The 21,942-nt window shown below is 62.2% G+C and carries 21 protein-coding genes; 9 read left to right on the top strand and 12 right to left on the bottom strand.

The genetic code is table 11. From position 1 onward, the window contains the following. Positions 1–70 precede the first annotated feature (70 nt). The 6 genes from BLP65_RS04040 to BLP65_RS04015 form a co-directional block, all read right to left on the bottom strand. Positions 71–976: a cytochrome c3 family protein gene (locus BLP65_RS04040; protein ID WP_217631891.1), complete on the bottom strand. Its 906-nt coding sequence runs from the start codon at positions 974–976 to the stop codon at positions 71–73. Then, positions 973–1,551 (bottom strand): hypothetical protein, encoded by a 579-nt coding sequence (locus tag BLP65_RS04035; protein ID WP_092992869.1) that lies wholly within the window; start codon positions 1,549–1,551, stop codon positions 973–975. Before BLP65_RS04035 ends, BLP65_RS04040 begins: the two co-directional genes overlap by 4 nt. A 3-nt stretch (positions 1,552–1,554) precedes the next feature. After that, positions 1,555–2,805: a 2Fe-2S iron-sulfur cluster-binding protein gene (locus BLP65_RS04030; protein ID WP_092992867.1), complete on the bottom strand. Its 1,251-nt coding sequence runs from the start codon at positions 2,803–2,805 to the stop codon at positions 1,555–1,557. 34 nt (positions 2,806–2,839) lie between these two features. After that, positions 2,840–3,592: a cytochrome b/b6 domain-containing protein gene (locus BLP65_RS04025; protein ID WP_092992865.1), complete on the bottom strand. Its 753-nt coding sequence runs from the start codon at positions 3,590–3,592 to the stop codon at positions 2,840–2,842. A 41-nt stretch (positions 3,593–3,633) separates the two neighbouring features. Then, the gene (locus tag BLP65_RS04020) at positions 3,634–4,956 is read right to left on the bottom strand and encodes a ferredoxin reductase family protein (RefSeq protein ID WP_092992863.1); all 1,323 of its coding nucleotides are present in this window, start codon (positions 4,954–4,956) and stop codon (positions 3,634–3,636) included. 159 nt (positions 4,957–5,115) lie between these two features. Next, on the bottom strand, positions 5,116–5,484 hold the full coding sequence (locus tag BLP65_RS04015) for a PepSY domain-containing protein (protein ID WP_092992861.1): 369 nt from the start codon (positions 5,482–5,484) through the stop codon (positions 5,116–5,118). A 743-nt stretch (positions 5,485–6,227) separates the two neighbouring features. On the opposite strand from BLP65_RS04015, the gene BLP65_RS04010 reads away from it, so the two are divergent. Together BLP65_RS04010 and BLP65_RS04005 are read left to right on the top strand one after the other, a co-directional pair. Beyond that, positions 6,228–7,286 (top strand): efflux RND transporter periplasmic adaptor subunit, encoded by a 1,059-nt coding sequence (locus tag BLP65_RS04010; protein WP_175452428.1) that lies wholly within the window; start codon positions 6,228–6,230, stop codon positions 7,284–7,286. Continuing rightward, on the top strand, positions 7,283–10,381 hold the full coding sequence (locus BLP65_RS04005; protein ID WP_092992857.1) for an efflux RND transporter permease subunit: 3,099 nt from the start codon (positions 7,283–7,285) through the stop codon (positions 10,379–10,381). The genes BLP65_RS04010 and BLP65_RS04005 overlap by 4 nt, the downstream gene beginning before the upstream one ends. 519 nt (positions 10,382–10,900) lie before the next feature. Here the strand turns inward: BLP65_RS04005 and BLP65_RS04000 are convergent. After that, entirely contained in the window at positions 10,901–11,164 is a 264-nt protein-coding gene (locus BLP65_RS04000; protein ID WP_092992855.1) for a hypothetical protein, read from the bottom strand. 140 nt (positions 11,165–11,304) lie between these two features. On the opposite strand from BLP65_RS04000, the gene BLP65_RS03995 reads away from it, so the two are divergent. The 3 genes from BLP65_RS03995 to BLP65_RS03985 all read left to right on the top strand — a co-directional run bounded on the left by BLP65_RS03995 (position 11,305) and on the right by BLP65_RS03985 (position 13,563). Next, entirely contained in the window at positions 11,305–11,757 is a 453-nt protein-coding gene (locus tag BLP65_RS03995) for a bis(5'-nucleosyl)-tetraphosphatase (protein ID WP_092992853.1), read from the top strand. A gap of 287 nt (positions 11,758–12,044) precedes the next feature. Then, positions 12,045–12,263, top strand: a complete 219-nt coding sequence (locus BLP65_RS03990) for a hypothetical protein (RefSeq protein WP_092992851.1) — start codon at positions 12,045–12,047, stop codon at positions 12,261–12,263. 184 nt (positions 12,264–12,447) lie between these two features. Further along, positions 12,448–13,563 carry a transporter gene (locus BLP65_RS03985; protein ID WP_092992849.1) on the top strand — a complete coding sequence of 372 codons (1,116 nt, stop codon included), beginning with the start codon at positions 12,448–12,450 and terminating at the stop codon, positions 13,561–13,563. 12 nt (positions 13,564–13,575) lie between these two features. On the opposite strand, the gene lon is transcribed toward BLP65_RS03985, so the two are convergent. Both lon and BLP65_RS03975 read right to left on the bottom strand, forming a co-directional pair. Beyond that, the gene (lon, locus tag BLP65_RS03980; RefSeq protein WP_092992847.1) at positions 13,576–15,906 is read right to left on the bottom strand and encodes an endopeptidase La; all 2,331 of its coding nucleotides are present in this window, start codon (positions 15,904–15,906) and stop codon (positions 13,576–13,578) included. Then, positions 15,903–16,280, bottom strand: a complete 378-nt coding sequence (locus BLP65_RS03975; protein ID WP_092992845.1) for an Hsp20/alpha crystallin family protein — start codon at positions 16,278–16,280, stop codon at positions 15,903–15,905. Before BLP65_RS03975 ends, lon begins: the two co-directional genes overlap by 4 nt. Positions 16,281–16,498: 218 nt before the next feature. Between BLP65_RS03975 and BLP65_RS03970 the strand changes: the two genes are divergently transcribed. After that, a complete protein-coding gene (locus BLP65_RS03970) occupies positions 16,499–16,876 on the top strand; it encodes a DUF2267 domain-containing protein (RefSeq protein ID WP_092992843.1) in 378 nt (125 codons plus the stop codon). Here BLP65_RS03970 and BLP65_RS03965 read toward each other — a convergent pair. Continuing rightward, positions 16,873–17,445, bottom strand: a complete 573-nt coding sequence (locus BLP65_RS03965; protein WP_092992841.1) for a hypothetical protein — start codon at positions 17,443–17,445, stop codon at positions 16,873–16,875. The genes BLP65_RS03970 and BLP65_RS03965 overlap by 4 nt on opposite strands. A 30-nt stretch (positions 17,446–17,475) precedes the next feature. Here BLP65_RS03965 and BLP65_RS03960 point away from each other — a divergent pair, with 30 nt between their 5' ends. From BLP65_RS03960 to BLP65_RS03950, 3 genes are all read left to right on the top strand, one after another. Further along, positions 17,476–18,261: an ADP-ribosylglycohydrolase family protein gene (locus BLP65_RS03960; protein ID WP_092992839.1), complete on the top strand. Its 786-nt coding sequence runs from the start codon at positions 17,476–17,478 to the stop codon at positions 18,259–18,261. A 42-nt stretch (positions 18,262–18,303) separates the two neighbouring features. Then, on the top strand, positions 18,304–18,999 hold the full coding sequence (locus tag BLP65_RS03955; RefSeq protein WP_092992837.1) for a rhomboid family intramembrane serine protease: 696 nt from the start codon (positions 18,304–18,306) through the stop codon (positions 18,997–18,999). Positions 19,000–19,132: 133 nt separating this feature from the next. Then, complete coding sequence (locus BLP65_RS03950; RefSeq protein WP_092992835.1) at positions 19,133–19,324, top strand: DUF6316 family protein; 192 nt, start codon at positions 19,133–19,135, stop codon at positions 19,322–19,324. 16 nt (positions 19,325–19,340) lie between these two features. Here the strand turns inward: BLP65_RS03950 and BLP65_RS03945 are convergent, their stop codons facing one another. Together BLP65_RS03945 and BLP65_RS03940 are read right to left on the bottom strand one after the other, a co-directional pair. Beyond that, the gene (locus BLP65_RS03945; RefSeq protein ID WP_092992833.1) at positions 19,341–20,456 is read right to left on the bottom strand and encodes a carboxylate-amine ligase; all 1,116 of its coding nucleotides are present in this window, start codon (positions 20,454–20,456) and stop codon (positions 19,341–19,343) included. Further along, complete coding sequence (locus tag BLP65_RS03940) at positions 20,456–21,631, bottom strand: M20 metallopeptidase family protein (RefSeq protein WP_092992831.1); 1,176 nt, start codon at positions 21,629–21,631, stop codon at positions 20,456–20,458. Before BLP65_RS03940 ends, BLP65_RS03945 begins: the two co-directional genes overlap by 1 nt. Between the last annotated feature and the right edge of the window lie 311 nt (positions 21,632–21,942).

Here is a 21,942-nt window from a genome sequence, read left to right as displayed (position 1 = left end):
GCCTCCTGTGTCAGCAGGATCTGGTCGGCCTTCATGCCGGCGAAGGGCGTTACGGGCTAAAGCCGACCTGCTAGTCATCGTCATCATCATGCCACTCCCGATAGTAACGATAGGACCGGCTCTCCGGTGCACCGCGATTGCGCATGCGCCATTCGGCCTCATCCTCATCGCCACTGCGGTGGCACTCCACGCAGATCTCGAAGTCGTGGATTCCCTCCTCGAGGTGCTCCTCGCGCACATTCCACGGTGAGTGCTCGTGGCAGCTGTAGCAGGTATAGGCACTGTAATCGTTGCCTTCGTGACAGGTTGCACATTCAGTATTGTGATCACGGTCGAAGCGGAAGTATTCATCGTGGTCAAAGGTCGCCGGACTCCAGGCGCCGGTGTCATGGCACTGGCCACAGTTGTCCTCGGTCTTGCTGTGCAGGTCGTCCTGCGGAGCGGTATGACAGCCGGTGCACTGCTCCAGGGTCGCTGCCTCCAGGTCGTCGTGGTCGAAGGTCGCCGGCGACCAGCGTTCGGTGACGTGGCATTGCCGGCAGTCGTCCGTGAGTTTTTTATGCAGGTCTTCCGTGGGCGCAGTGTGACAATTCGCGCAGGTTTCCCGTGTCTCCGGCTTGAGCAGGATGTGCGAGAAGCGCTGTGCGGTGCGCAGGGTGGCGACACCCCGGTGCTCACTGTGACAGGCCACGCAATCCTTTTCCCGCAGGTCCTGGTGGAAGGTGGCATCTGTTTTCGGGTCGGCAATGGGTTTGCCCGCCGTGGTCAGGTTCCCGATCTCGGCCACCTGGTGGCACTCGGTGCATGCGGCGGAACTGGCTCCGAGCAGCGGGACATGGCACGCAAAGCAGTCGGTTTCGATGTCGCTGTGGCCCTGCTTGACGGGTCCGGGACTGATCATGAACTCGGGATAGACGAACAGCAGTCCGAGCACGACGGCCAAATTGATAAGGATGATCCTGATAACGATCTTCATTGCCAGCGCCAGAAGAGGAAGATACTGAGGATATGGGCGAGTCCCAACACCAGGAATACCAGGGTGATGGGGAAGTGGATCGCCCGCCACCGGTTCATCAGGTCGACGGTGACGGCGTCCCAGAACATCTGTTGTTGCAACTCTTCTCCGTTCATCCCCTGTTGCTCGAATGCGGCCTTCTTTGTGGCCAGATGACGCCGCGAGCGGTTGAGTACAAACCTGCCGGTCAGCCCGCTGATGATGTTGACCAGCATGGCGGCCGTTGCCAGCCAGGGCAGGATGGCGTTGAAGTGCACCCCGGCGTGGATCAGGATCATCAGCGCCCCGAGCAGGGTCAGAGCCTCATGCAGGCGGAGCAGGGTTCCGGGTTTGCCGGATCGGATGACCTTGCGCTTGCGCATCGAATAGAGGAATGACAGCAGGATGATGAGGGTTCCCGGGATCCCCAGGTAGCGTCCAATCCACACCAGGTCGAAACGGTGAAGCAGCCCGTCGGCCACATAGGTGCCTCCCAGCAGCAGTCCGATCAGCAGCAGGAAAGGTACAATCTCTTGACGTAACAGTGAACGGTTCATGGCCTATGCAGATAGTGTCAGGTCGCCTTTGGGGGTCGAAATACAGAGCAGGCACGTGCCCGGCTCCACATCGGCCTCCGGCGGTTGTAGATAATCCAGGTCGCCCTCCTTTACGGCGGTTTGACAGCCGCCGCAGGCGCCGGACCGGCAGCCTGAATTCACCTCGATACCGTTTGCCTCGGCAAACTCCAGCAGTGAGCCGGCATTCGGGTCCCACACCAGGTGCTTGCCGCTGTTGGCGAAGGTCACCGTGGCCGGCTCGCCGGGTGCGGCCACTGCCGCGCGCTGGCGTCTCTTGACCGACGCAGGACCGAAGGCCTCGTAATGAATCTTGTCGGGGGGGATACCCCACGCTTCGAGATCCGGTACCAGGGATTCCATCAGTGCCGGTGGTCCGCACACGTAAAAGGTCTCCACCTGGCGCGGGAGGGTGAGGCGCAGCAGATCGATGTCCACGCGCCCGTGGCGTCGATAGGGCCCGGCGACATCCTGCTCACCCGGGCGGCTATAGCTGACCTGCAAATGCAGGTTGGGATGACTCTCGGCCAGTTCCTCCAGACGGTGCGTCATCACCTGTTCGGTCCTGTCACGCACGCCATAGAACAGCCAGATCTCCCGCTCGCTACCTTCGTGCAGCAGCGTCTCGACCATGCTCAGCATGGGGGTGATACCGATGCCGCCGCCCACCAGGGCGATCGGCGAGGGACCGCGGTCGTTCAAATAGAAGGGGCCTGCGGGGGCCTTGGCCAGGAGCTGGTCGCCTTCCTGTAGGCTATCGTGCAGATGGCTGGAGACCCGTCCGGGGGGCACATCGGTGCGGCCGGCTGGCGCCGGCACCCGTTTCACCGTCACCCGGTAGTGCTCCGGCCGTGGTCGATCGGAGAGCGAATAACAGCGCGTTACAGGGCGCGGCTTGCCGTCCTCCGGCTCGAACACTTCCAGTTGCAGGGTGAGGTATTGGCCCGGCTGGAACGGCGGCAGCGGAGCCCCGTCCGCAGGGACGAGGTAGAACGAACAGATCGTGTGCGCGTCATCCTCATAGACCTTTCGTTCCACCCGAAAAGGGCGAAAGCCGTCCCAACCAGACGCCTTTTCCGCGCTGCCTGCCCCCGGCGATGCGACGCTTTTTTCTGTCGCGCGCTTGCGTAGCGAAGCATACTCACGGCGATGGCGAAGCAGCACAATCCCGGCCCACACTGCGGTCTGCGCAGCGATCGCAAGCACGATGAATCCTGTCAGCGAGGCGAGTGTCATTGGGCGGCCCTTTTCCTCCTTCCCGGCTCCCTGTTCATTTTTCGATCGACTCTTCAGGGGTGTCCACCGGCTGCTCCGGAAGGACTTTTTCGCCCGTGAACATGGCCGAGATGATCCCGACGCGACCCTTTACTTCGGTGACCACCACGCCGGCGACGTGCAGCGCCACGGCGCCGAGCAGGGCAAAAAAGACCAGGATGTGAAGGCTGATGAACGGGCTGCGGAACTCGCGCATCTCCGCCCAGGCGGCCGCATCCACCATCGATTTGTCGCCGGGGATAAGGCTTGCGGGTTCAACACCGGCGGGGGCAACCCACTGTGCGATCCAGGAACCCAGCGGCGGGTAGTAGAGATCGGTGCCGGCGAGTACCAGCCCCGTGATGGCTTGCGCGAACAGCAGCAGGAACAGCACCAGTACCATCAGTCGGCCCAGGGGATTGTGACCGAGGTAGTGGCGGGGTTTACCGTTACGCAAGCTATCCAGATAGGCGCGCAGTTCGGGCAGAAAGTCGCGACTGAACGGCAAGGTGGCGCGCCAGCGCGCGAAGTGACTCCCCCTGAACCCCTGCACTATGCGCCAGAGCAGATTCAGGGCAAACACATAACCGACCCATACATGCAGCTCCTTGAGCCAGATCTTGGCATCGCCGGAGATGCCAAGGGCCTTTCCGTTATAGATCACCAGACCGATGCCCAGCAGTGCCAGCACCGATACCACATTGATCCAGTGAAACCAGCGTATGCCGCGGTCCCACACCCGATGTACTACGAACTCTGCATGTTGCATAACGTTCTCCTCTATGTGGATGATTCCGATGCGTCGACCGTTCAACGCATCTCAAACGCTTCCTGGTGAAACCGGACCCGGTTGCCCGGCCACGCCTGATGCAGTCCGCCGCGCAGGGCTTCGCCGAGGCCGCGTGGCCCGCAGAACCAGACCTCCGCCCGCTTTGCGTCCGCTGACTCCGTGGCCAGGGCCTCTGCTGTCAGACGGCCGCTCTGCTTGTCGTGCACGTGCAGCCGGACCTCGGGCAGCCCGGCGCACAGGGCTTCCAGCCGCTCCACGAAGGGATCGGCAGTGCGGTCACGCACGCAGTAGTGAAGGTCCGCTGCGACCGCAGTGGCACGGTCGCCCTGCAGGGATTCCAGCCAGGCCAGAAAGGGTGTGATACCGATTCCGGCCGCGATCCAGATTTGCCGTGCCCGCCGGTTGGCGCGATGGTAATCGAAGCGGCCGTAGGGTCCCTCGACCTGAACCGGACTGCCCGGTGACAGGTGGCGGGAAAGCTGGCGGGTGTAATCCCCAAGTGCCTTGATGTCGAAGGTGACGGTGCGATCGCCGTTATCGGCACTGGCGATGGTGAAGGGGTGTGCACCTTCGCCGATATCGAAGGTGACGAAGGCGAACTGACCGGAACGGTGACCGCGCCACTGTTTATCCAGACGGCACTGGACTTCGACGACATCGGGCGTCGGATTCCGTACCGAAACGATACTGCCGCCTACCTTCCGCTTTCGGCCGATTCTTCCGGTCAGTGAGAGCACACTGGCCACGCTTCCGCCCGCGAACAGAACGGTCAGCAGCAAGCCGATGGGCTGGTTCCAGTAGCCTGCCGGCGCCAGCACCACCGCGTGAAAGACAACCAGCAGATAGAGCACCGGCATGGCACGGTGCAATGGCCGCCACAGCCGGTAGGAAAACTGTTTCCACAGGGTGATCAGCAATAGGGCAAACAGCACATAGATCACCCATTCGCCCAGGTCTTCGCCCAGGTCACGGAGTGGTTCGGCAAAGGCCGACAACTCGTCACCATCGACGTGGCCGGCACCTCCCGCCAGCGTCTCGGCCACGTCGTCTGCCATCTCGAGCAGCCAGTGTGCGGCCGCAAAGCCGACTGCCAGGATGCCGCTCCACTTATGCAGCCGGTAGATCTGGTCCATGCCGCCAAGTGGCCGCTCCAGCCATGCGGGACGGGTGGCCAGGATCATGGCCAGGGACATCAGGCAGATGGACCACAGGCCGGTAAGGATGAGTCCTTCGTGGTACACGGTCCACGCCAGAGAGCCCACTGCCTGATGGCCGGGGGAGAGTATCTCCCAGCCCCACGCCAGGGCGATGATGGCGAGAAAGCTGGCGAGAGTGATTCTCATGGCGTGTCCTCCTGCGTGATGCGTGTACGGAAAGAGATCGATTCGTCACCTGTCTCCACCGCAGGCAGTCCTCTTGTCATATGCGTCTTGAAAGGACCGGGAAGAGGCCCGGGAGCCCGTCCCCTGTACTCAAGGGATGGGCTCCCGGATTGCAGTGCGCTAGCGATTGGCGCCGTTGTCGCGCAAATTGCCATCCCGGTAACGCATGTCGAAGCGGTTGCTACGGCGCTTGTCGCCTTTGGCGCGGGCATTGACCACATCTCCGCTAATCGGGTCGACCTGCAGCTTGGCCCGCTGTCCGTCGGGGCTGATGGCCTTGACCTCGTAGCCGTTGTCCTCCCGCTCGATCTCGTCGATGTCGCGGTAGCCGGCGGCAATCACCTTGTCGTAGATCGCAGGGATCGTCAGCCAGTTGTCGGCCTGGACGGAGCGCGCCGGAGCAGCGGCGGCCCCCGGTGCGGCAAAGGCGGTCCCGCCTACGGCAGCGGCACTCAGGGCAATGGCGAAAATGGCATGTGATGTTTTCATGGGGTGCTCCCTGTGAGTGTGGCGGTGGCCTGATAACCACCATGAGCCACAGTCTGCAGCACTTGCCTGAATTCACCCTGAAAATACGAATGAAGGGCTGGTAACCACGGGGTACACGGGGTAAAGCAGGTCGTTCGGGTTTTTTCTCCCCCGTGCGCCCAGTGTCCCCCGTGGTTCGAAATTCAAGGGGTGAATCGTTGAGTTCTTCAAGAGGAGTCCCAGTAATGCAGCAATCCCTATCCGCAATGACGGCTAGGAGTTCGTCATTAATTGGGGGCAACCTAGCGGCGGGGACGGTTCGCAATGACAGAGGGAAGTTCGTCGTTGATTCGCGGCCGTAACGGCGGGCGGTACTTTTGATGAACTTGCCCCTGCTGTCATTACGAGGAGCCCCGGCGACGAAGTAATCTCCTGCTCCCAGAATCCCAGATTGCCCCGTCGCTGGGGCTCCTCCTGATGAACTTCCCCGCCGCTGTCGAGGAGAGGCAACGGGGCAATCTGGTACTTGGCACTACGAGATAGCTTCGTCGCTGAGGCTCCTCGCTATGACAAGAGGGAAGTTTGGTTGATTGATGTCGTAGCGGCGGGCGGTGCTCGTAACGATCAACCGCCCGTTCCCAAGCCGCCGCTCGTTTACTACACTGCCTGCCTACTCACAGACGGGCCTCCCATCTTTCGATGAAGCTCCGATTACCGATATGCGGCTGTTCCTTGCGACCCGGCCGGCACCCGGAAGAGGCAACATGAAGCCAAACCGATGGAAAATGATTGCGCTCCTGGCATTTGGCCTCGGGCTGACTGGTTGTAGCGAATCGACCGGTTCGCCCGAACAGCAGCATGAACCGGGTGAACAGGCCGCTCCACCGCAGCGGGTCGAGACTGCTCCGGTACAACTCTCCCTTGCGCCATGGGAGGCGGTACGGATCGGGACGCTGCATGCCAGGCGTCAGGTGCGTATCAGCAATCAGGAGGAGGGGCGTCTCACACAGCTGCCCCTGTACGAGGGTGACCGGGTCGAGGCGGGTGAATTGCTCTTTGCGCTCGACGACACTCTGCTAAGGGCTGAGCTGAGAAAGGCGCAAGCGCAGCACCGCCAGGCCAAACTGGACCTGAGGCGGGTACGCGAACTGCAGGACAAGCGGCTGGGCACCGAGGATGAACTGGCCCGGGCCGGCACCGCGCTCCATATTGCCCAGGCCGAGGAGGAGCTGCTGACGACGCGGCTGGGATACACCCGTGTCGTAGCCCCGTTTGACGGGGTGGTGGCGGCCCGCAAGGCCGAGCCGGGCGACTCCCTGCCTCGCTACTCCCATGTGCTGACACTGATCGACCCGAGTTCACTGGTCACCCGGGTGACACTCTCCGAACTGCTGTTGCCGGACCTGGCCGCAGGACAGGCGGCGGAGGTCACCATCGATGCCCTGGGTTCGGAGTCGCTACCGGCGCGCATTCTTCGTGTGCACCCCATCATCGACGCCACGTCACGACGAGGCCTCGTGGAGGTGGCCCTGAAAGACCCGCCCGCCGGCGCCCGCCAGGGGCAGCTCTGCCGCGTTACGCTACGCGGCCGCAGCACGCCGCAGCTTACCGTTCCCTATGCTGCGTTACGACGGGATGCGGCCGGAGAGTTCGTGGTCGCCATCACCGAGGGTACGGCATCACGTGTGCCCGTAATCAGCGGCAGGAGCGTGGACGACCGCATCGTCGTAACCGGTCCACTGGAACCCGAGCAGCCGGTGGTCATCAAGGGATTCCTCGGGCTCAAGAATGGCGCCGCCGTCGAGTCCGGGGATACCCCATGAAAATGGGTCAGGCCAAAGGTGGCGGCCTCGCCGCGTGGTCGATCCGGCACCCGGTGGGAGTGAGCATGATCGCCCTGGCGGTGGCCGTGCTCGGGCTCTTCGCCCTGGGGCGGCTTTCGGTGGACCTGCTGCCCCACATCATTTATCCGGAGGTCCGCGTCCGTATCCTCGACGCCGGGGTGCCGGCCAAGGTGATGGAAGACCGGGTTACCCGCCAGCTGGAGGAGCAGCTGGCCGTCACCGAGGATGCCATTGCCGTCCAGTCGCGCAGCAGCGAAGGGGCCAGCAATGTCGACCTGTCCTTTGAATATGGCAAGGATATCGATCTGGCTCTGCGTGATGCCAGTACCCGCCTCGATCGCGCCAAGCGCTTCCTGCCCGATACCATCGATACACCCATCATCTACAAGCGTGATCCCTCCCAGATCCCCGTTCTGGAGTTGGTGGTCGCCAGTGGTGCGCGCGACCCGATCGCGTTGCGTGACTGGGTGGATTACGACTTTTCCAAGCTGTTCCTGAACCTGCCCGGTGTCGCCTCCGTGGAGGTGGGCGGTGGTCTGACCCGGGAGATCCAGGTGCTCCCGGACCAGGAGCGCCTGGCCGCCCTGGGAATCACCGTCTCCGATCTGGGAGACGCGTTGCGGGAGGGAAACCGGGAGATGCCGGCGGGGCGCCTGACCATGGAGCGACGCGAACTGGCGGGGCGCACCGCGGGTCGCTTTGCCGATGTGGAGGCGCTTGCCGCGCTGCCTCTGCGACTGCCCGGCGGTGATACGGTGCGGGTGGACGAAGTCGCCCGGGTTATGGATACCCATGCCGATGAGCGTCTGCGCGTCCGGCTCGACGGTGTGCCGGGGATCAAGGTATCGATTCAAAAGCAGCCCCGGGCCAATACCGTCGAGGTGGTGGATGCGGTTAACCGGCGCCTTGCGGAACTCACTGAGCAGCGCTTGATCCCGGCCGACGTCAGCATTCGCCCGGTTGCCGATCAGGCGCAGCATGTCCGTAATGCCCTCGACAACTCCACCCGTGCGGCGATCTCCGGCACGCTGCTGGCGATGGCGGTGGTCTACCTGTTTTTGGGCAATCTGCGCCGCACCCTCATCGTCGGCAGCGCCATCCCCCTGGCGGTGATGGTCACCTTCGTATTGATGGGCCTGGGTGGGCTCACCTTCAATATCATGACGCTCGGTGGACTCGCGCTCGGTGTCGGAATGCTCGTGGATAACACCATTGTCATGCTGGAGAACATCCAGCGTCACCAGCGCGCTGGCGAGTCGGACCTGGAGGCGGGTACCGGTGCGGCAGCGGAGATCAACAGCGCGGTGGTGGCAGCCACCAGCACCAACCTGGCCGCGGTATTGCCTTTTCTGTTCGTCGGCGGGCTGGTGGGCCTGCTGTTTCGTGACCTCATCATCACTATCTCGGCCGCCATCGTCGCCTCTCTGGTGGTGGCGCTCACCTTGGTGCCGGCGTGGGCCGTAAAGGTACGCACTACCTCCACCGGCGGTGTGCGCCAGCGGATCGACGCCGGAGTGGACCGGATGCGAAAGGTCTATGCCAAAGGGGTTTCGTGGCTGGTCGCCTCGCGTATCGCGCAGGGGATGCTGATGATCGGGCTGGTGGCGGCCCTCGGGGCCTCGCTGCCGCTGTTTACCGGCAGCAAGCAAACCTTTCTGCCGGACATCGACAACGGCCAGATTCGGGTATCGGTCCGGGCGGACCCCGGCGTCTCCCTGGAGGAGATGGACCGCAGTGTACGGCGCATCGAAGCGGTTTTGCAGCAGCAGCCGGAGACCGAATCGGTGTTCACTACAGTGGGCGGATTTGTGTTTGGCCGGACCGAGCGTGAGGTCACCAACCTCACCATGCTTTCGGTGCAATTGGTGCCCCGGGCTCACCGGGAGCTCAGCAGCGGCGAATGGATCAAGCGTCTGGAGAGCGGGATGGAGGCGTTGGCACTGGCCGGTGTCAAGGTGCATCTGCGGACCCGCGGCATTCGCGGAGTGCGCATCAGTCGCGGCGATGATGATGTCTCGCTACGGATCCAGGGTCCGGACCTGGACCGCCTCGCCGAGTATGGCGAACAGCTGGTTGATCGGCTCGGTTCGGTGTCGGGGCTGACCAATCTTGAACACTCGCTGGAAGAGAGCCGGCAGGAGTTGGCCATCCGTATCGATCGACAGCGGGCGGCAGAACAGGGGTTTAGTGCCGAGGATATCGGATACGCTGCGCGCCATGCCCTGGCCGGCGAGGTGGTGACCGACTTCCTCGATGGTGATCGTGCCTATGACGTGCGGCTGCGCATTCCGCACCGCGACATGCGCACACCTGCAGACCTGGAGCAGCTGGTGCTGTTTGCCGGCGGCGACAGCCGACCCCTGCGGCTCGGCGACGTGGCCGACCTGGAACTGGTGGTCTCCCCCGCCGAGATCCGGCGGGATAACCAGCGCCGCATGGTCGAGGTGACCGGCTCGGTAGCGGGCGGCGCCGTCGCAGGGGCTGTCTACAGTGCCATCCAGTCGGAACTCGAGGGCTTCGAGTTGCCGGATGGCTACACGGTATACGACGGGGGAGGATTCGAGGCGCTCCAGGAGGGGCGGCAGCTCGGCAGTCTGCTGCTGGGACTGGCCCTGTTCCTGGTGTATGTGGTGATGGCCGTGCAATACGAGTCGTTGCGCAATCCGCTGGTCATCCTGCTTTCCGTTCCTTTTGCAGTGATTGGCGTGGCCGCCGGTCTGACCCTTACCGGTCTGCCGCTGTCGATGCCGGTGTGGCTTGGCATGATCATGCTGGCGGGCATCGTGGTGAATAACGCCATCGTGCTGGTCGAATACGTGGAACTGGCGCGCAGCCGGGGTGCCGGCGTACGCGATGCGGTGGTCGAAGCCGCCCGCCTGCGTCTGCGGCCCATTCTTATGACCACGCTTACCACGGTAGCGGGGATGCTGCCGCTGGCCCTCGGTTGGGGCGAAGGCGCCGAATTGCTCCAGCCACTGGCGATCACCCTGATCGGCGGGCTATCTGTCTCGCTGCTGGTCACCCTGGTGCTGATCCCGGTTCTCTATCAGGCCCTGCATCCGGAGCCGGTCTGAACCGGAGTCACTACGCATGACCACAGAGGATAGAGAGAAGTTTTTGCGCAGAGGGCCGGGCTCCTGAAACGAGTGGAGCATGACCGGATTGAGAGGCGTGCCCCCGCAACGATTTGTATTAGGACCTACAACGGTAGGGGGATTCCGGTAATTCGGCGGCGCATTTATTTCCAGGCCCCACGACGGCAGGGGGATCCGAAATGCGTCGGCTTTTGGCAACTTCGGTGGGATATCGAGAATGCGCCCTACGAGCGCCGATAACCTGTCGGGCGCATTTCTTCCAAATGCACCTCCACGAATGACCGGAGACGCCGCACACGAGGATGCCCCCGGAACGGCTCAATTCTTCAAATGCACCGTTTCGCCAAACGGTCGGCGCTGTGGCGCACTATTTTCCGGAACACAACGGTTGGGTGGATCCCATGGTGAATGTGCCCGACCCACTCTGCGCCTTTTGAACGGCGCACGCTTTGTCCCTTTGTTATCGCGGTGGGCTCTGTGGTGTATTCCGGAATCAGGCTACCCGAGGTGCCGCTTGAGCCAGTCGTTCATGGCCTCGTAGCCATAGCCCATCCAGGGTTTGTCGAGGGTTACGACATAGGCAAGGTCATCCTTTCCGAGCAGTGGTTGCAGTTGATTGAAGATCGTATCGGGTGAAAGGTGGGTGTTGATGGCGAAGGCCGAGCTGGAGAAACGCATGGCATCGTACTGTTCAAGAAGCGCCTGCACCTGCGGTTGGTTGCGGCCGGTCTCGAGATCAAAGGCGACGAGCAGTGCACTCATGGAGTTCTCCCATTCGATGAGTCTTTGCCCCAAAGGATAGTCAGGGCGAGGAGGAGTCGCCTTCCGGATATTGCCTCGGAGGTGGCGGTTTTGGACCCAGGGTGTATATCGAGAGGTAGGCCGACAAACAAGGTATGCCCATGGCACGGACCCTTTCCGCCGGCGTAGTAGTGGTTCGCCGTTTCAAAGGCTCGTGGTGGTTTCTTTTGCTGCGGGCCTATCGGAACTGGGATTTTCCCAAAGGGAGGGTGGAAGAAAATGAAACCCCGATGCAAGCGGCGTTGCGCGAGGTAGCGGAAGAGACCGGCATCGAGGACCTGCGGTTTCCCTGGGGTAAGGTCTATTCGGAGACGGCTCCGTACCGACGTAACAAGGTGGCTCGCTACTACTTGGGCGAGACACGGCAGGAGCGGTTCGAATTGCGTGTCAATCCGGATCTTGGCCGTCCCGAACACCACGAGGGGCGCTGGTGCACCTCTTCTGAAGCGGCGCGTTTACTACCCGACCGACTTCAGCCGGTGTTGTCGTGGGCCGTCGCGATGATAGAAAGGGGTGAAGTGAAAAACCCGGATCACTCTCGCTCGCGCTCCTGATGAACTTGCCATCCCGGCTGTTATTACGAGGAGCTCCAGCGACGAAGTAATCTCTAACTCCCAACAGCAAGATTGCCGCGTCGCCGAGGCTCCTCGCAATGACAGATAAACGTTTTTCATTGATTCAGGCCTGTGCAGCAGGGGGTACGGTTCGCAATGACGGCTAAGAGTTCGTCACCGATTCGGGGCGCGCAGCGGCGGGTACGGCTCGTGATGTTTATGGCTGACAGGCTGCTAAACTCAGGTTACAAAGGGAACCCATCCACGGAAAAGCAGGAGGCTGAACTATGGCTACGGAGCAAGATACCGGAATGCATGACGAGCACTACGACATCGTCAGCACTCTTTACCACGCCCTTCAGGGCGCCGATACCTGCAAGAAGTACATCGCCGATGCGGAGAAAGACGGCGACCAGGAAGCGGCCGACTTCTTCCATGAGGTCCAGGACCAGAATCGCCGGATGGCTGAGAAAGCGAAGCACCTGTTGGTAAAGCGGGTCCACTAGGAAAGCCGGGGCCCGGCAACACTGCCGGGCCTCTTCCCTTCCTAAAGCAGAACACTCCTCCTCGCAAAGTGCAGGAGTTTGTCAAACCCGCCTGAAACGAGCAGAATTTAATCATCAACAGGAACGCGGATATAAGAATAATCCGGCAGGATGCTCGACTTTTTCCTCAAGATAGCTACCTGCCATGTCGAAAAACTTCTCCCGCCGATGCCCGCCCGGCTGGGCCCATGCACACCTGTGGCTGCTTTGGTCTGGAATGGCCTTCGGTAACACAGCGGAAATGCTGTCGGCCGGTGTCAGCCACCTTCGCTATCAGTACACCTCAGCCGAAACCGACGAGTATTTCGATGCCAGTGGCGGCCGCCGCTCCCTCGGAGCTGTCTACGACGAGACGTTGAAGGAACACGGGCTGTCCACGGAAGAGCCCTCCGTCTACCGTGTGGATACCGACGGGCGGTTCACCCAGATTCGGCACGACCTCTATTTCGAATACGGCATCACTGCGTCACTCAACTTCGGGCTCTGGACACACTATCTCGACCGGCAGCTGGAGTACTCCGCCAGTCTCGATCGGGAGGCGGGCTGGAGTGCGCTGCCGGAGCCCCTGCAGGTGGGAATTGAGGGGGTGGTAGCGGTGGCAGACAATGCAGCTGATGGCTCGGCATCCGCGTGGGGGGACACGGTGATCGGCCTCAAGCATCGGCTGATAGGTGAAGATAACGACGACCCTTTTCGCTTCGCCTATACGCTCGGTGTGCGACTGCCGACCGGGCATGTTGCCGATCCCCTGCAGCCCCGCGACATCTCGGTGGGGGATGGTCAGACCGACCTGGGCATCTGGTTTGCCTGGGACTGGGAGCCGGGTGAACGCTGGCTATTCAACCTCCATACGCGTCATGAGTACCAGTTCAAGGGGAAGGAGGACGAAGCGGACCCCACGGGGACACGAAAGCTTTCCAGAGAGTTCCAGCCGGGCCTTTACCACTACGTGGAACTGCTCGCTTTCCGTCGCATTCCGCGCCCTGGCTTCAATGGTTTTGTGGCACTGAAAGCCATTTACGAGACCCAGGCGGTGCGACGGGAGCAGCAGTACGATGCCGCGACTGAACAGTATCGGGGTGCCTTGCTGGCCGTCGACCATACCGACAGCATGCTGCTCCGCCTGGAGCCGGAGATCGGGTTCAATCTCTACCCCAGCGGGATCCCGGTATCGGTCCGCCTATACTACGGTCTGCCCCTGCGCGGGAGAAACAGCCTGGCGGCCGAATATGTGGGGCTGCGTTTCGATCTGTTCTGGTAGCGACGGCACCTGCTATGCCGCCCGCAGACGTTCGGAAAGCTCCGGGATGGCGGCCGCCAGTACATCCTCGATGCGTTCGGCAAAGATGAACTCCATTTCATTGCGGACACTGTCGGGCAGTTTTGCCAGGTCGTCTTCATTCCTTGCCGGCAGGATGACCCGCTTGAGCCCGGCGCGCCGTGCAGCCAGTACCTTCTCCTTGACCCCTCCTACCGGCAGCACTAACCCGGTCAGGGTGATTTCGCCGGTCATGGCGGTGTCGCTGCGTGTCGCATACCCGGAATAGAGAGAGGCGACGGCCGCGGCCATGGTGACGCCGGCCGAGGGGCCGTCCTTGGGGATTGCCCCGGCCGGCACATGGATGTGCACGCCCGCTTTGGGTGTGCCCACACCAAAGTCTTCGCCGTGCGAGAGGATGTAATTGCGCGCCGCCCGCGCCGACTCCTGCATCACTCCGCCGAGCTGTCCGGTGAGCGTCAGCCCTTCGTTCTCCGGAAGCTGAATGGCCTCGATATAGAGGACATCCCCGCCGCTTTCGGTCCAGGCCAGTCCGGTAGCCACGCCTGCCGGCAATTGCTGGCGTGCCTGTTCAATGAAGAATCGCGGCGGTCCCAGCCATTCCGTCAGTGTGTCCGGGTCAATGGCCGCGGGTTCCTTGCCCTCGGCAATGTGCAGCGCCACCTTGCGTGCCACGCGGCCCAGCACCCGGGTAAGATTGCGCACCCCCGCCTCGCGGGTATAGCGGCTGATGAGCGCTACGATGGTCTCATCAGAGAGCCGGAACTGCTCCTCAGTGAGTCCCGCCTGGCGGCGCATCCGATCCACCAGATAGCGCCGGGCGATCTCCAGCTTTTCCTGATCCGAGTATCCCGACAGGCGGATTACCTCCATGCGATCCAGCAGCGGTCCCGGTATGGTATCCAGCGTATTGGCGGTGGTGATGAAAAACACCTTGGACAGATCAAAGGGTAGGTCCAGGTAATTGTCCCGGAACTCGAAATTCTGGGCCGGGTCCAGGATCTCCAGCAGAGCCGATGCGGGGTCGCCGCGGAAGTCACGCCCGACCTTGTCCACCTCATCGAGCATCAGCAGCGGGTTGGTGACTCCCGCACGGCGGATCGCCTGCATGATGCGTCCCGGCATCGCGCCGATGTAAGTCCGGCGGTGGCCGCGCAGTTCCGCCTCATCGTGCAGACCGCCAATGGAGAAGCGCTCAAACTGCCGACCCAGGGCCCGGGCAATGGATTGTCCCAGCGAAGTCTTGCCGACGCCGGGTGGACCCACGAAGCAGAGGATGGGCGCCTGCGCCTCCGGGTTGAGCTTGAGAACAGCCAGGTGTTCGAGGATACGTTCCTTGATATCCTCGAGGTCGAAGTGGTCTTCGTCGAGGATCTCCCGCGCCCGTCCCAGATCGAGCATGTCATCGGTGCTCTTCTGCCACGGCAGATCGAGGATCAGCTCCAGATAGGAGCGTGCCACCTGGTATTCGGGCGAACTGGGCGGGATACGCTCCATGCGTGCCAGCTCCCGCTCCGCTTCCTTGCGAACCGGAGCCGGCAGTTCCACTTCTTCGAACTGGCTGCGCAGTTGCCGGGCCTCTGCCGCCTGCGGGTCGGTTTCACCGAGCTCCTCCTGGATGGCCCGCAGTTGCTGGCGAAGCATGTACTCACGCTGCTCACGTCCCACCTCGGTAGCTGCTTGTCCGGCGATCTCCTGGCGAAGTTCGGCCACCTGCAGCTCATGGCGCAGGTAACCGAGTAGCAGTTGCATGGCCTCGATGTTGGATGCGGCTGTCAACAATCGTTGTGCCTTGGCCTTGTCCAGCTCGAGCAGCGATGCCAGCAGGTAGACCAGGTGCATCGGATCGCCTATCTGTACCGCCAGTTGCCGCACATCGTACTCCTGCATGATCTGGGTTGTGCTTTGATAGCTGGCCGCCAGACTGACCAGTTCACGCTGCAGGGCGTCGACTTCCGTCCCTTGCTCGATGGCAATCGGTGCGGGTTCCGTTCGAACCTTCAGGAAATCCTCATTCTCCTCGACATCCACGAGACGAATGCGCTCAATTCCCTGGAGGACGACTTCTATAGTGTCTTCGGAACGCGCCATCTGACGAACGGTGGCGCGTGTCCCATATTCAAAAAGGTCATCGCCACCGGGGTCCTGGACCCTGGCGTCACGTTGGGCGAACACGGCGATGCTTTTCTCTTTGCGGGCCAGTGCCACCTCCAACGCCTTGACCGAGGCAGGCCGGCCTGCGGAGAACGGCGCCAGAACGAACGGGAACAGCGGGGTCTGGCGCAGCGGGAAAACCGGCAAACTCTCCAGGGTATGGTCGTTCATGACGTGGTTCCCTCCTCGATGATGTGCACCAGAAACATGCCGCAACGGTATTCGGTCTCGAGCCGGGCACCCTCTGCCTCAATCGGTAGTTCCACCGTCCGCTCGAAATGGCTGTAGGTGATTTCGAGCGTGTGGGGCTCGGCACCTTTACTGCACTCGAGGTCGACGCGGCTGCCGCTCAGTCGTAACCAGTGGCCCTGCAGGAGTACCTGGACGGCTTCCTCCTCGACGCCGGCCAGTTCAAACTTCACCATCCAGCCGTAGCCGGTTCGATAAATGTCTGTAGGCGGACGCCAGCGCAGGGGTTGGATGCGACGCTCCGCCGAGACCCGCATGCGGCGGGTCAGCCAGAATTGCTCCTTGTGTCGCGCCATCGCGGCATCCCTCCCCGGGGGCTGGCGTTGAGTCTTACCCTGAGCTTAGATCGCGGCTGGCGGGTCGGCATACCGTGCCGGGTTCGTAAATAAACCGCTATTCTTTGCTCACAGGCCATTCGTCATTGTGGAGTTCCGCTCCACAGCGGATCGGTTCGGTCACCGACGTCGGGTGAATTCGAGCCACGACAGGAAACAGCACCAGGGGAGCACCGCCGATGGATACCGAAGAATTCCTCACCCGGATTCAGGAGCGGGCCGGGCTCGGGGATGCCTCGGCTGCGCTGCATGCCGGACGCGCCACCATCAGTACCCTTGCAGAGCAACTCACGGGTCAGGAGGCCAGTTATCTGGCGTCTCTCTTGCCGCCGGAACTGGCCCATCTACTGGAGGCTCCGCTGCTGGAGCGGGAAAGGCTGGACCCTGAAGTCTTCTTTCAGCGGGTGAGCGAGCGGGAAGGGGTCTCACTGGAGCAGGCTCGGGAGCACGCCCGTGCCGTGCTCGGCGTCGTGGCCGAGTCCGTCCCTTCCGAAGAGGAGGAGCCGGAGGCAGGCAATACCGCCGGGAGCCGCCCACCCGACGGTCGGTTACACTAATCTCGCTGGCGAGGTTCCTCGGGCAGTTCCAGATCGAAAATACCCTGCAAGGTCCGACGCATCTCGTTGATGGTCAAATGCCTGGGCAATCGCGCATCTTCCCAATGCTGACAGGTGAGACGGTGGACATCCGGCTGACGCGGCGAATCCAGGAACATTTCGGTGGACATGATGAAGAAAGCCGGGCCGCCCACGTCATCGCCGACGCCACCCACGCCAACGCCGGCGAGTCGCAGCGGTTCGTCGCGACGCACAGCCCAGTCCATGCGCCGCACTCGTTCGACGGTGAACGTATCGGGTTGAACGGTGCGGGGGCGGTCGAGCTTGCTCCACATCTCGAATTTGCAAAAGGCCTGATAGCGGTCGGCATTCTGGTAGTCAATGACTCGACCCTGCTGAATCCAGACACTGACCTCATTGCCGGGAATCGGGATCGGTTGCAGTAGTTCGAGACGCGAACCCTTCGGCGGAGCATAAAAGGGTTGATCCGGCGAAGGCGCGGGAAACAGCTGTGCACAAGCTGTCGTGATTACGACCAGCAGAGAGACAGAGAGGAAGCGCAGGACCATGGATCACCTCCAAAGACATGGGGTAACGAAATGATAGGTGCCATTGCCGGTGATATCATCGGTTCCGTGTTCGAGGCGTCCCCCATTAAATCCGGCGACTTTCCGCTGTTCTCCCCGGGGGCACGTTTTACCGATGACAGCGTGCTGTCGGTGGCGACCGCGGAAGTACTGATGTACGAGGGAGATTACGCCGAGGCCTATCGGCGCTGGTTCCGGAAATACCCCGACGCCGGCTATGGTCGGGGTTTTCGACAATGGGCCGCCACCCCCGGTGCACCAGCCTACGATAGCCTTGGTAATGGTTCGGCGATGCGAGTGGCGCCCGTAGGCTGGGCCTGTTCCGAGCTGGAGAGCGTCTATCGGGAGGCGCGGCGCAGTGCCGCAGTCAGCCACAATCATCCGGAAGGTATCAAGGGTGCTCAGGCGATTGCGGTGGCGGTTTTCCTGGCTCGGCAGGGGGAAAACAAGTCCGTCATTCGCCGCCATCTTGAAAAGGTCTTCGGTTATGATCTGAAGCGATCGCTGGCGGATATCCGGCCTGACTACCGGTTCGACGCCACCTGTCCCGGCTCGGTCCCCGAAGCGATGATTGTGTTTCTGGAAGCGGACGACTTCGAGTCGGCGGTGCGCGGTGCGGTCTCCCTGGGCGGTGACGCTGACACACAGGCCTGCATGGCCGGAGCCGTCGCCGAGGCGTATTACGGTGGTGTCCCTGCAGATATTCGCGTTGCCGCGCTGTCGCGACTCGACGCCGAGTTGCTGGAGGTCGTCGAGGGGTTCGTTGCCCGTTTTCGGGTCCCGGTGGTTCGGGGGTGAGCTTCCACACTACACTGGAAGAAAGCAACGGCGGCCTACTCCATGATCCCGCTTCGTGACGACAATCCGACCCGCCGCCCGGCGGTGGTTACTGTTGCCATCATTATCGCCTGCGTAGTCGTCTTTGCGTGGCACTTCTCGCTCTCGGAGAACGGGCGGCAGGCATTTGTGTACAGTTTGGGATTCATCCCGGCAACGCTGTTTGGTGACCGGGAACTGCCTCCTGAGCTGCACCTGGTTCCCGCCGAGATGACGCTGTTCACGTCCCTGTTTGTCCATGGCGGACTACTGCATCTGGTGGGGAATATGCTTTACCTGTGGATTTTCGGCAACAATGTCGAGGATGCCATGGGTCACGGGCGTTTTATCGTTTTCTACCTTGTTTGCGGTCTGGCGGCTTCGATGGCCCAGGGTCTGATCAATCCCGGTATGGCGCTGCCAATGATCGGAGCGAGTGGTGCGGTCGCCGGCATCCTTGGCGCCTATCTCCTGCTGCACCCGACCGCCCGGGTGCTGGTAGTGATTCCGATCTTCATCTTCCCCTATTTCGTTTATCTGCCTGCGGTTGCGGTACTGGGGCTCTGGTTCCTGCTCCAGTTCATCAACTCACTGGGCGCCAACCCCGATGAGCCCGGCGTGGCGTGGTTTGCCCACTTGGGGGGGTTCATTGCCGGGATGCTGCTGATCCCGCTCTTCAAGGGGCGAAATGTCCCCCTGTTTTGGCAGAAAGGGCGGTAAAGGGCAGAGCACCCGCCAAGTGGACCGAAAGGCTCCCTTCCAGAAATGCGGTCGCTCCGGGGCTCGTAAGATCGGAGGCGACAAGCCATGGGATTTCCGGTTAGGATCTGAGCTTTAAACACGGAGTGTTGCAATGAACGAGAATCGCGAAGGCGAATCGGGTCCGGCGCCGTTTCGCTCCGGCCGCATGTTCAGCATCGGTGCCGACTGGTACTTTTCAACCCGGGAGGGCGATCGGGGACCATTTCCAACCCGCGAGGAGGCGATAGCGGAGCTGGCACTGTATATGCGGGACAAGGCGACCGAGGACGAGCGCATCGGCTAATCTGCGATCTCCGGCTTCAGTGGCGGGTCAGATCCTCGGCCAACTCCGCCACGGCATCCGCGACCACCTCCCTCAGCGAGCCGGCACGGGCGAATACCGCTCGCTGGCGCAGATAACTCGCGCCGCCGTTCACCATTTTGGTAACACTCTCCAGCCAGGCGGTTTCACCGAACGCCCGAGCCGCGGGCTCGATGGTCTTCAGCATCTCCGTGGCGATATCGGGCAGGGGACGGGTATCGCCATGCTCATTGATGATGAGATGGGCATCGAGACCCAGGTGAGCGGCGCGGTAGGCATTTTCCACTTCAGCCCAATAGGGCAGCTCCGGCAAGCATTCATGTCCGCGTTGCCGGTGCTGCAGGTGGCGGGAAAGGCTGTGAACCAGGGCAGCCAGCGCGACCGTCGCGTGCACCGTGCGCTGGCCGTCCATAATGCGCACCTCCACGGTGCCGAACTCCGGTTTTGGCCGGATATCCCAGTGCATGTCCTTGAAGGTGCGGTAGACGTTTGCCCGCCGTGCCGCGCGCCAGATGGCCTCGAATTCCGGCCAACTGCGCAGCGGCGGTGGTGTGCCGTAGCTGTGGGCCGCCAACAGAATCCGGGGCCGGTAGGCGGCGAACCCCGAGTCCACGCCCATGTAAAACGGCGATGCGGCCGAAAGCCCCAGCAGTACCGGCAGATACGGTCTGAGCCGGCGCATCAGCCAGATCGCTTCATCCCCGGAGGGTACACCGATGTGCACGTGAGTGGCGCACACCATCTGTATCGCCCCTGCATAGCCGGTTTCCGCCTCCACATCGTAGTAGCGCGGCTTCGGGGTGACCTTGCCCAGGCGCGTGCGGAACGGATGCGTGCCCCCGCCGCACAGCTCCAGTCCGAGTTCATGGCACTTGTTGCGGATAAAGGCCACCCGTTCCCTGAGGTGTGATTCCAGGGCATGGCAGTCCTCCATGGCCCGGGATACCACCTCCACGGTGCTCTGGATGTATTCCGGCTCGATATGCGCATGACCCTCGGACATGCGCTCGAGCAGGGGGAGAATGGCATCGGCCATATCGAGGCTGTCTCCGTCGAGGAGCTGAAGTTCGTACTCGACACCGATGGTATCCGCGGTCGACCCGTTGAAGCGCATCAGGCCTTCCCCCGCAAATCACGCATGGTTTCCCGCGCGACTTCCTCGAACCACAGGGCGCCGTACTTCAGCACCTCTTCATCGACACTGAATTCGGGGCTGTGCAGGGCCTTGGGGGTATCTCCTTTTCTCAGGGCACCGAAGCGCACGTAGGCCCCTGGTACCTGCTCCAGGTAGTAGGAAAAGTCCTCGGCTCCCAACGTCGGGTGTTCATCCTCGAAGGTCGCCTGTTGGCCGACGACGGTGAGTGCCGCACGGCGTGCAATGGAGGTCTCCCGGGGTGTATTGACCAGCGGCGGGTAGCCCTCTTCCAGGTCGAGATCGATACGGGCACCGTGCAACTCCGCCATCGCCCCGGCCATGCGTCGAAGCCCCTCCAGGACATGGCTCCGAACCTCCCGATCGGTGGTGCGAATGGTGCCTTCCATTTCCCCGTCCTCGGCAATTACATTGGCGGCACTGCCGGCCGCTGCACGCCCCACCGTGACTACCGTGGGGTGGAGGGGGTTGGCGCTGCGGGAGACAAGGGTCTGGAGTGCGGTGATCAACATGCCGAGAATCACCACCGCGTCGGTGGCCTCGTGGGGTCGGGCGCCGTGACCGCCACTACCGGTGATGCGTACGTGGAAAATATCCGACTGTGCGGTGACGATGCCATCCTTGACCATAATCTCGCCCGTGGCGTGATGGTGGGTGACATGGCCTCCAAAGATGGCCTGCACACCAGCCAGCGCTCCGGAGTCCAGAATCACCCGGGCACCGCCACCCTGCTCCTCGGCGGGTTGAAACACGACCCGCACTTCGCCGGGGGGCGGGTCGGTCTTCAACAGGGCCGCCGCTCCCAGGAGCATGGCCATGTGGGCATCGTGCCCGCAGGCGTGCATGCGTCCCCGGTTCTCGGAGGCGAAGGGGAGATCGGTCTTCTCTTCGGCGGGAAGTGCATCCATTTCCGCACGCAAGGCGACCACCGGTCCCTCATCGTCACCCACGATATGCCCGACGACACCACCGCCGGGGCCGGTGTATTCATAGGGCACACCCAGGCGTCGAAGTTCCGCCATGACCATGCGCGCGGTCTCGACCTCTTCGAAGGCGAGCTCCGGGTGACGGTGGAAGCTGCGCCGGAGTTCCATTACGTGGGGAAAAATGGCTTCTACAGCCTGCCAGCGGTCCATGTCACCCTCCCTGGTTCCGTATGGAATCCCTTGGGAAAAACCATAGCCTGCCAGCCTTCACCCGTATTCCGCGCCTGAGGATAGCGGCTTACTTGCCTCTTCTCTTCTACGTTCGTGTACTGTTGCATGCTTGGCGATACTTTCAGAGCCCCCCAAAAACGTCAGGACAAGGCGTAGCGCGCAGGCAATGGTTATTCCCTTGTCAAGCGCTGCACGAATCCGCCGGGAGCGGATTCGGACAGCCGCAGGCTGGCCCGAAGGGTGGACTCCAGGGATGGAGTCCGCAACGCCGTCATGGCGTTTTTGGGGGG

The organism is Thiohalomonas denitrificans (genome assembly GCF_900102855.1).
Taxonomy (GTDB): domain Bacteria; phylum Pseudomonadota; class Gammaproteobacteria; order Thiohalomonadales; family Thiohalomonadaceae; genus Thiohalomonas; species Thiohalomonas denitrificans.
Note: the sequence above shows the minus strand (reverse complement) of the source record. Positions and strands in the feature narration are given on the sequence as shown.

What these genes read in the sequence shown, in the direction of transcription:
- BLP65_RS04040 (WP_217631891.1), bottom strand. Translation starts at nt 976, where the DNA reads ATGAAGATCGTTATCAGGATCATCCTTATCAATTTGGCCGTCGTGCTC.
- BLP65_RS04035 (WP_092992869.1), bottom strand. Translation starts at nt 1,551, where the DNA reads ATGAACCGTTCACTGTTACGTCAAGAGATTGTACCTTTCCTGCTGCTG.
- BLP65_RS04030 (WP_092992867.1), bottom strand. Translation starts at nt 2,805, where the DNA reads ATGACACTCGCCTCGCTGACAGGATTCATCGTGCTTGCGATCGCTGCG.
- BLP65_RS04025 (WP_092992865.1), bottom strand. Translation starts at nt 3,592, where the DNA reads ATGCAACATGCAGAGTTCGTAGTACATCGGGTGTGGGACCGCGGCATA.
- BLP65_RS04020 (WP_092992863.1), bottom strand. Translation starts at nt 4,956, where the DNA reads ATGAGAATCACTCTCGCCAGCTTTCTCGCCATCATCGCCCTGGCGTGG.
- BLP65_RS04015 (WP_092992861.1), bottom strand. Translation starts at nt 5,484, where the DNA reads ATGAAAACATCACATGCCATTTTCGCCATTGCCCTGAGTGCCGCTGCC.
- BLP65_RS04010 (WP_175452428.1), top strand. Translation starts at nt 6,228, where the DNA reads ATGAAGCCAAACCGATGGAAAATGATTGCGCTCCTGGCATTTGGCCTC.
- BLP65_RS04005 (WP_092992857.1), top strand. Translation starts at nt 7,283, where the DNA reads ATGAAAATGGGTCAGGCCAAAGGTGGCGGCCTCGCCGCGTGGTCGATC.
- BLP65_RS04000 (WP_092992855.1), bottom strand. Translation starts at nt 11,164, where the DNA reads ATGAGTGCACTGCTCGTCGCCTTTGATCTCGAGACCGGCCGCAACCAA.
- BLP65_RS03995 (WP_092992853.1), top strand. Translation starts at nt 11,305, where the DNA reads ATGGCACGGACCCTTTCCGCCGGCGTAGTAGTGGTTCGCCGTTTCAAA.
- BLP65_RS03990 (WP_092992851.1), top strand. Translation starts at nt 12,045, where the DNA reads ATGGCTACGGAGCAAGATACCGGAATGCATGACGAGCACTACGACATC.
- BLP65_RS03985 (WP_092992849.1), top strand. Translation starts at nt 12,448, where the DNA reads ATGTCGAAAAACTTCTCCCGCCGATGCCCGCCCGGCTGGGCCCATGCA.
- lon (WP_092992847.1), bottom strand. Translation starts at nt 15,906, where the DNA reads ATGAACGACCATACCCTGGAGAGTTTGCCGGTTTTCCCGCTGCGCCAG.
- BLP65_RS03975 (WP_092992845.1), bottom strand. Translation starts at nt 16,280, where the DNA reads ATGGCGCGACACAAGGAGCAATTCTGGCTGACCCGCCGCATGCGGGTC.
- BLP65_RS03970 (WP_092992843.1), top strand. Translation starts at nt 16,499, where the DNA reads ATGGATACCGAAGAATTCCTCACCCGGATTCAGGAGCGGGCCGGGCTC.
- BLP65_RS03965 (WP_092992841.1), bottom strand. Translation starts at nt 17,445, where the DNA reads ATGGTCCTGCGCTTCCTCTCTGTCTCTCTGCTGGTCGTAATCACGACA.
- BLP65_RS03960 (WP_092992839.1), top strand. Translation starts at nt 17,476, where the DNA reads ATGATAGGTGCCATTGCCGGTGATATCATCGGTTCCGTGTTCGAGGCG.
- BLP65_RS03955 (WP_092992837.1), top strand. Translation starts at nt 18,304, where the DNA reads ATGATCCCGCTTCGTGACGACAATCCGACCCGCCGCCCGGCGGTGGTT.
- BLP65_RS03950 (WP_092992835.1), top strand. Translation starts at nt 19,133, where the DNA reads ATGAACGAGAATCGCGAAGGCGAATCGGGTCCGGCGCCGTTTCGCTCC.
- BLP65_RS03945 (WP_092992833.1), bottom strand. Translation starts at nt 20,456, where the DNA reads ATGCGCTTCAACGGGTCGACCGCGGATACCATCGGTGTCGAGTACGAA.
- BLP65_RS03940 (WP_092992831.1), bottom strand. Translation starts at nt 21,631, where the DNA reads ATGGACCGCTGGCAGGCTGTAGAAGCCATTTTTCCCCACGTAATGGAA.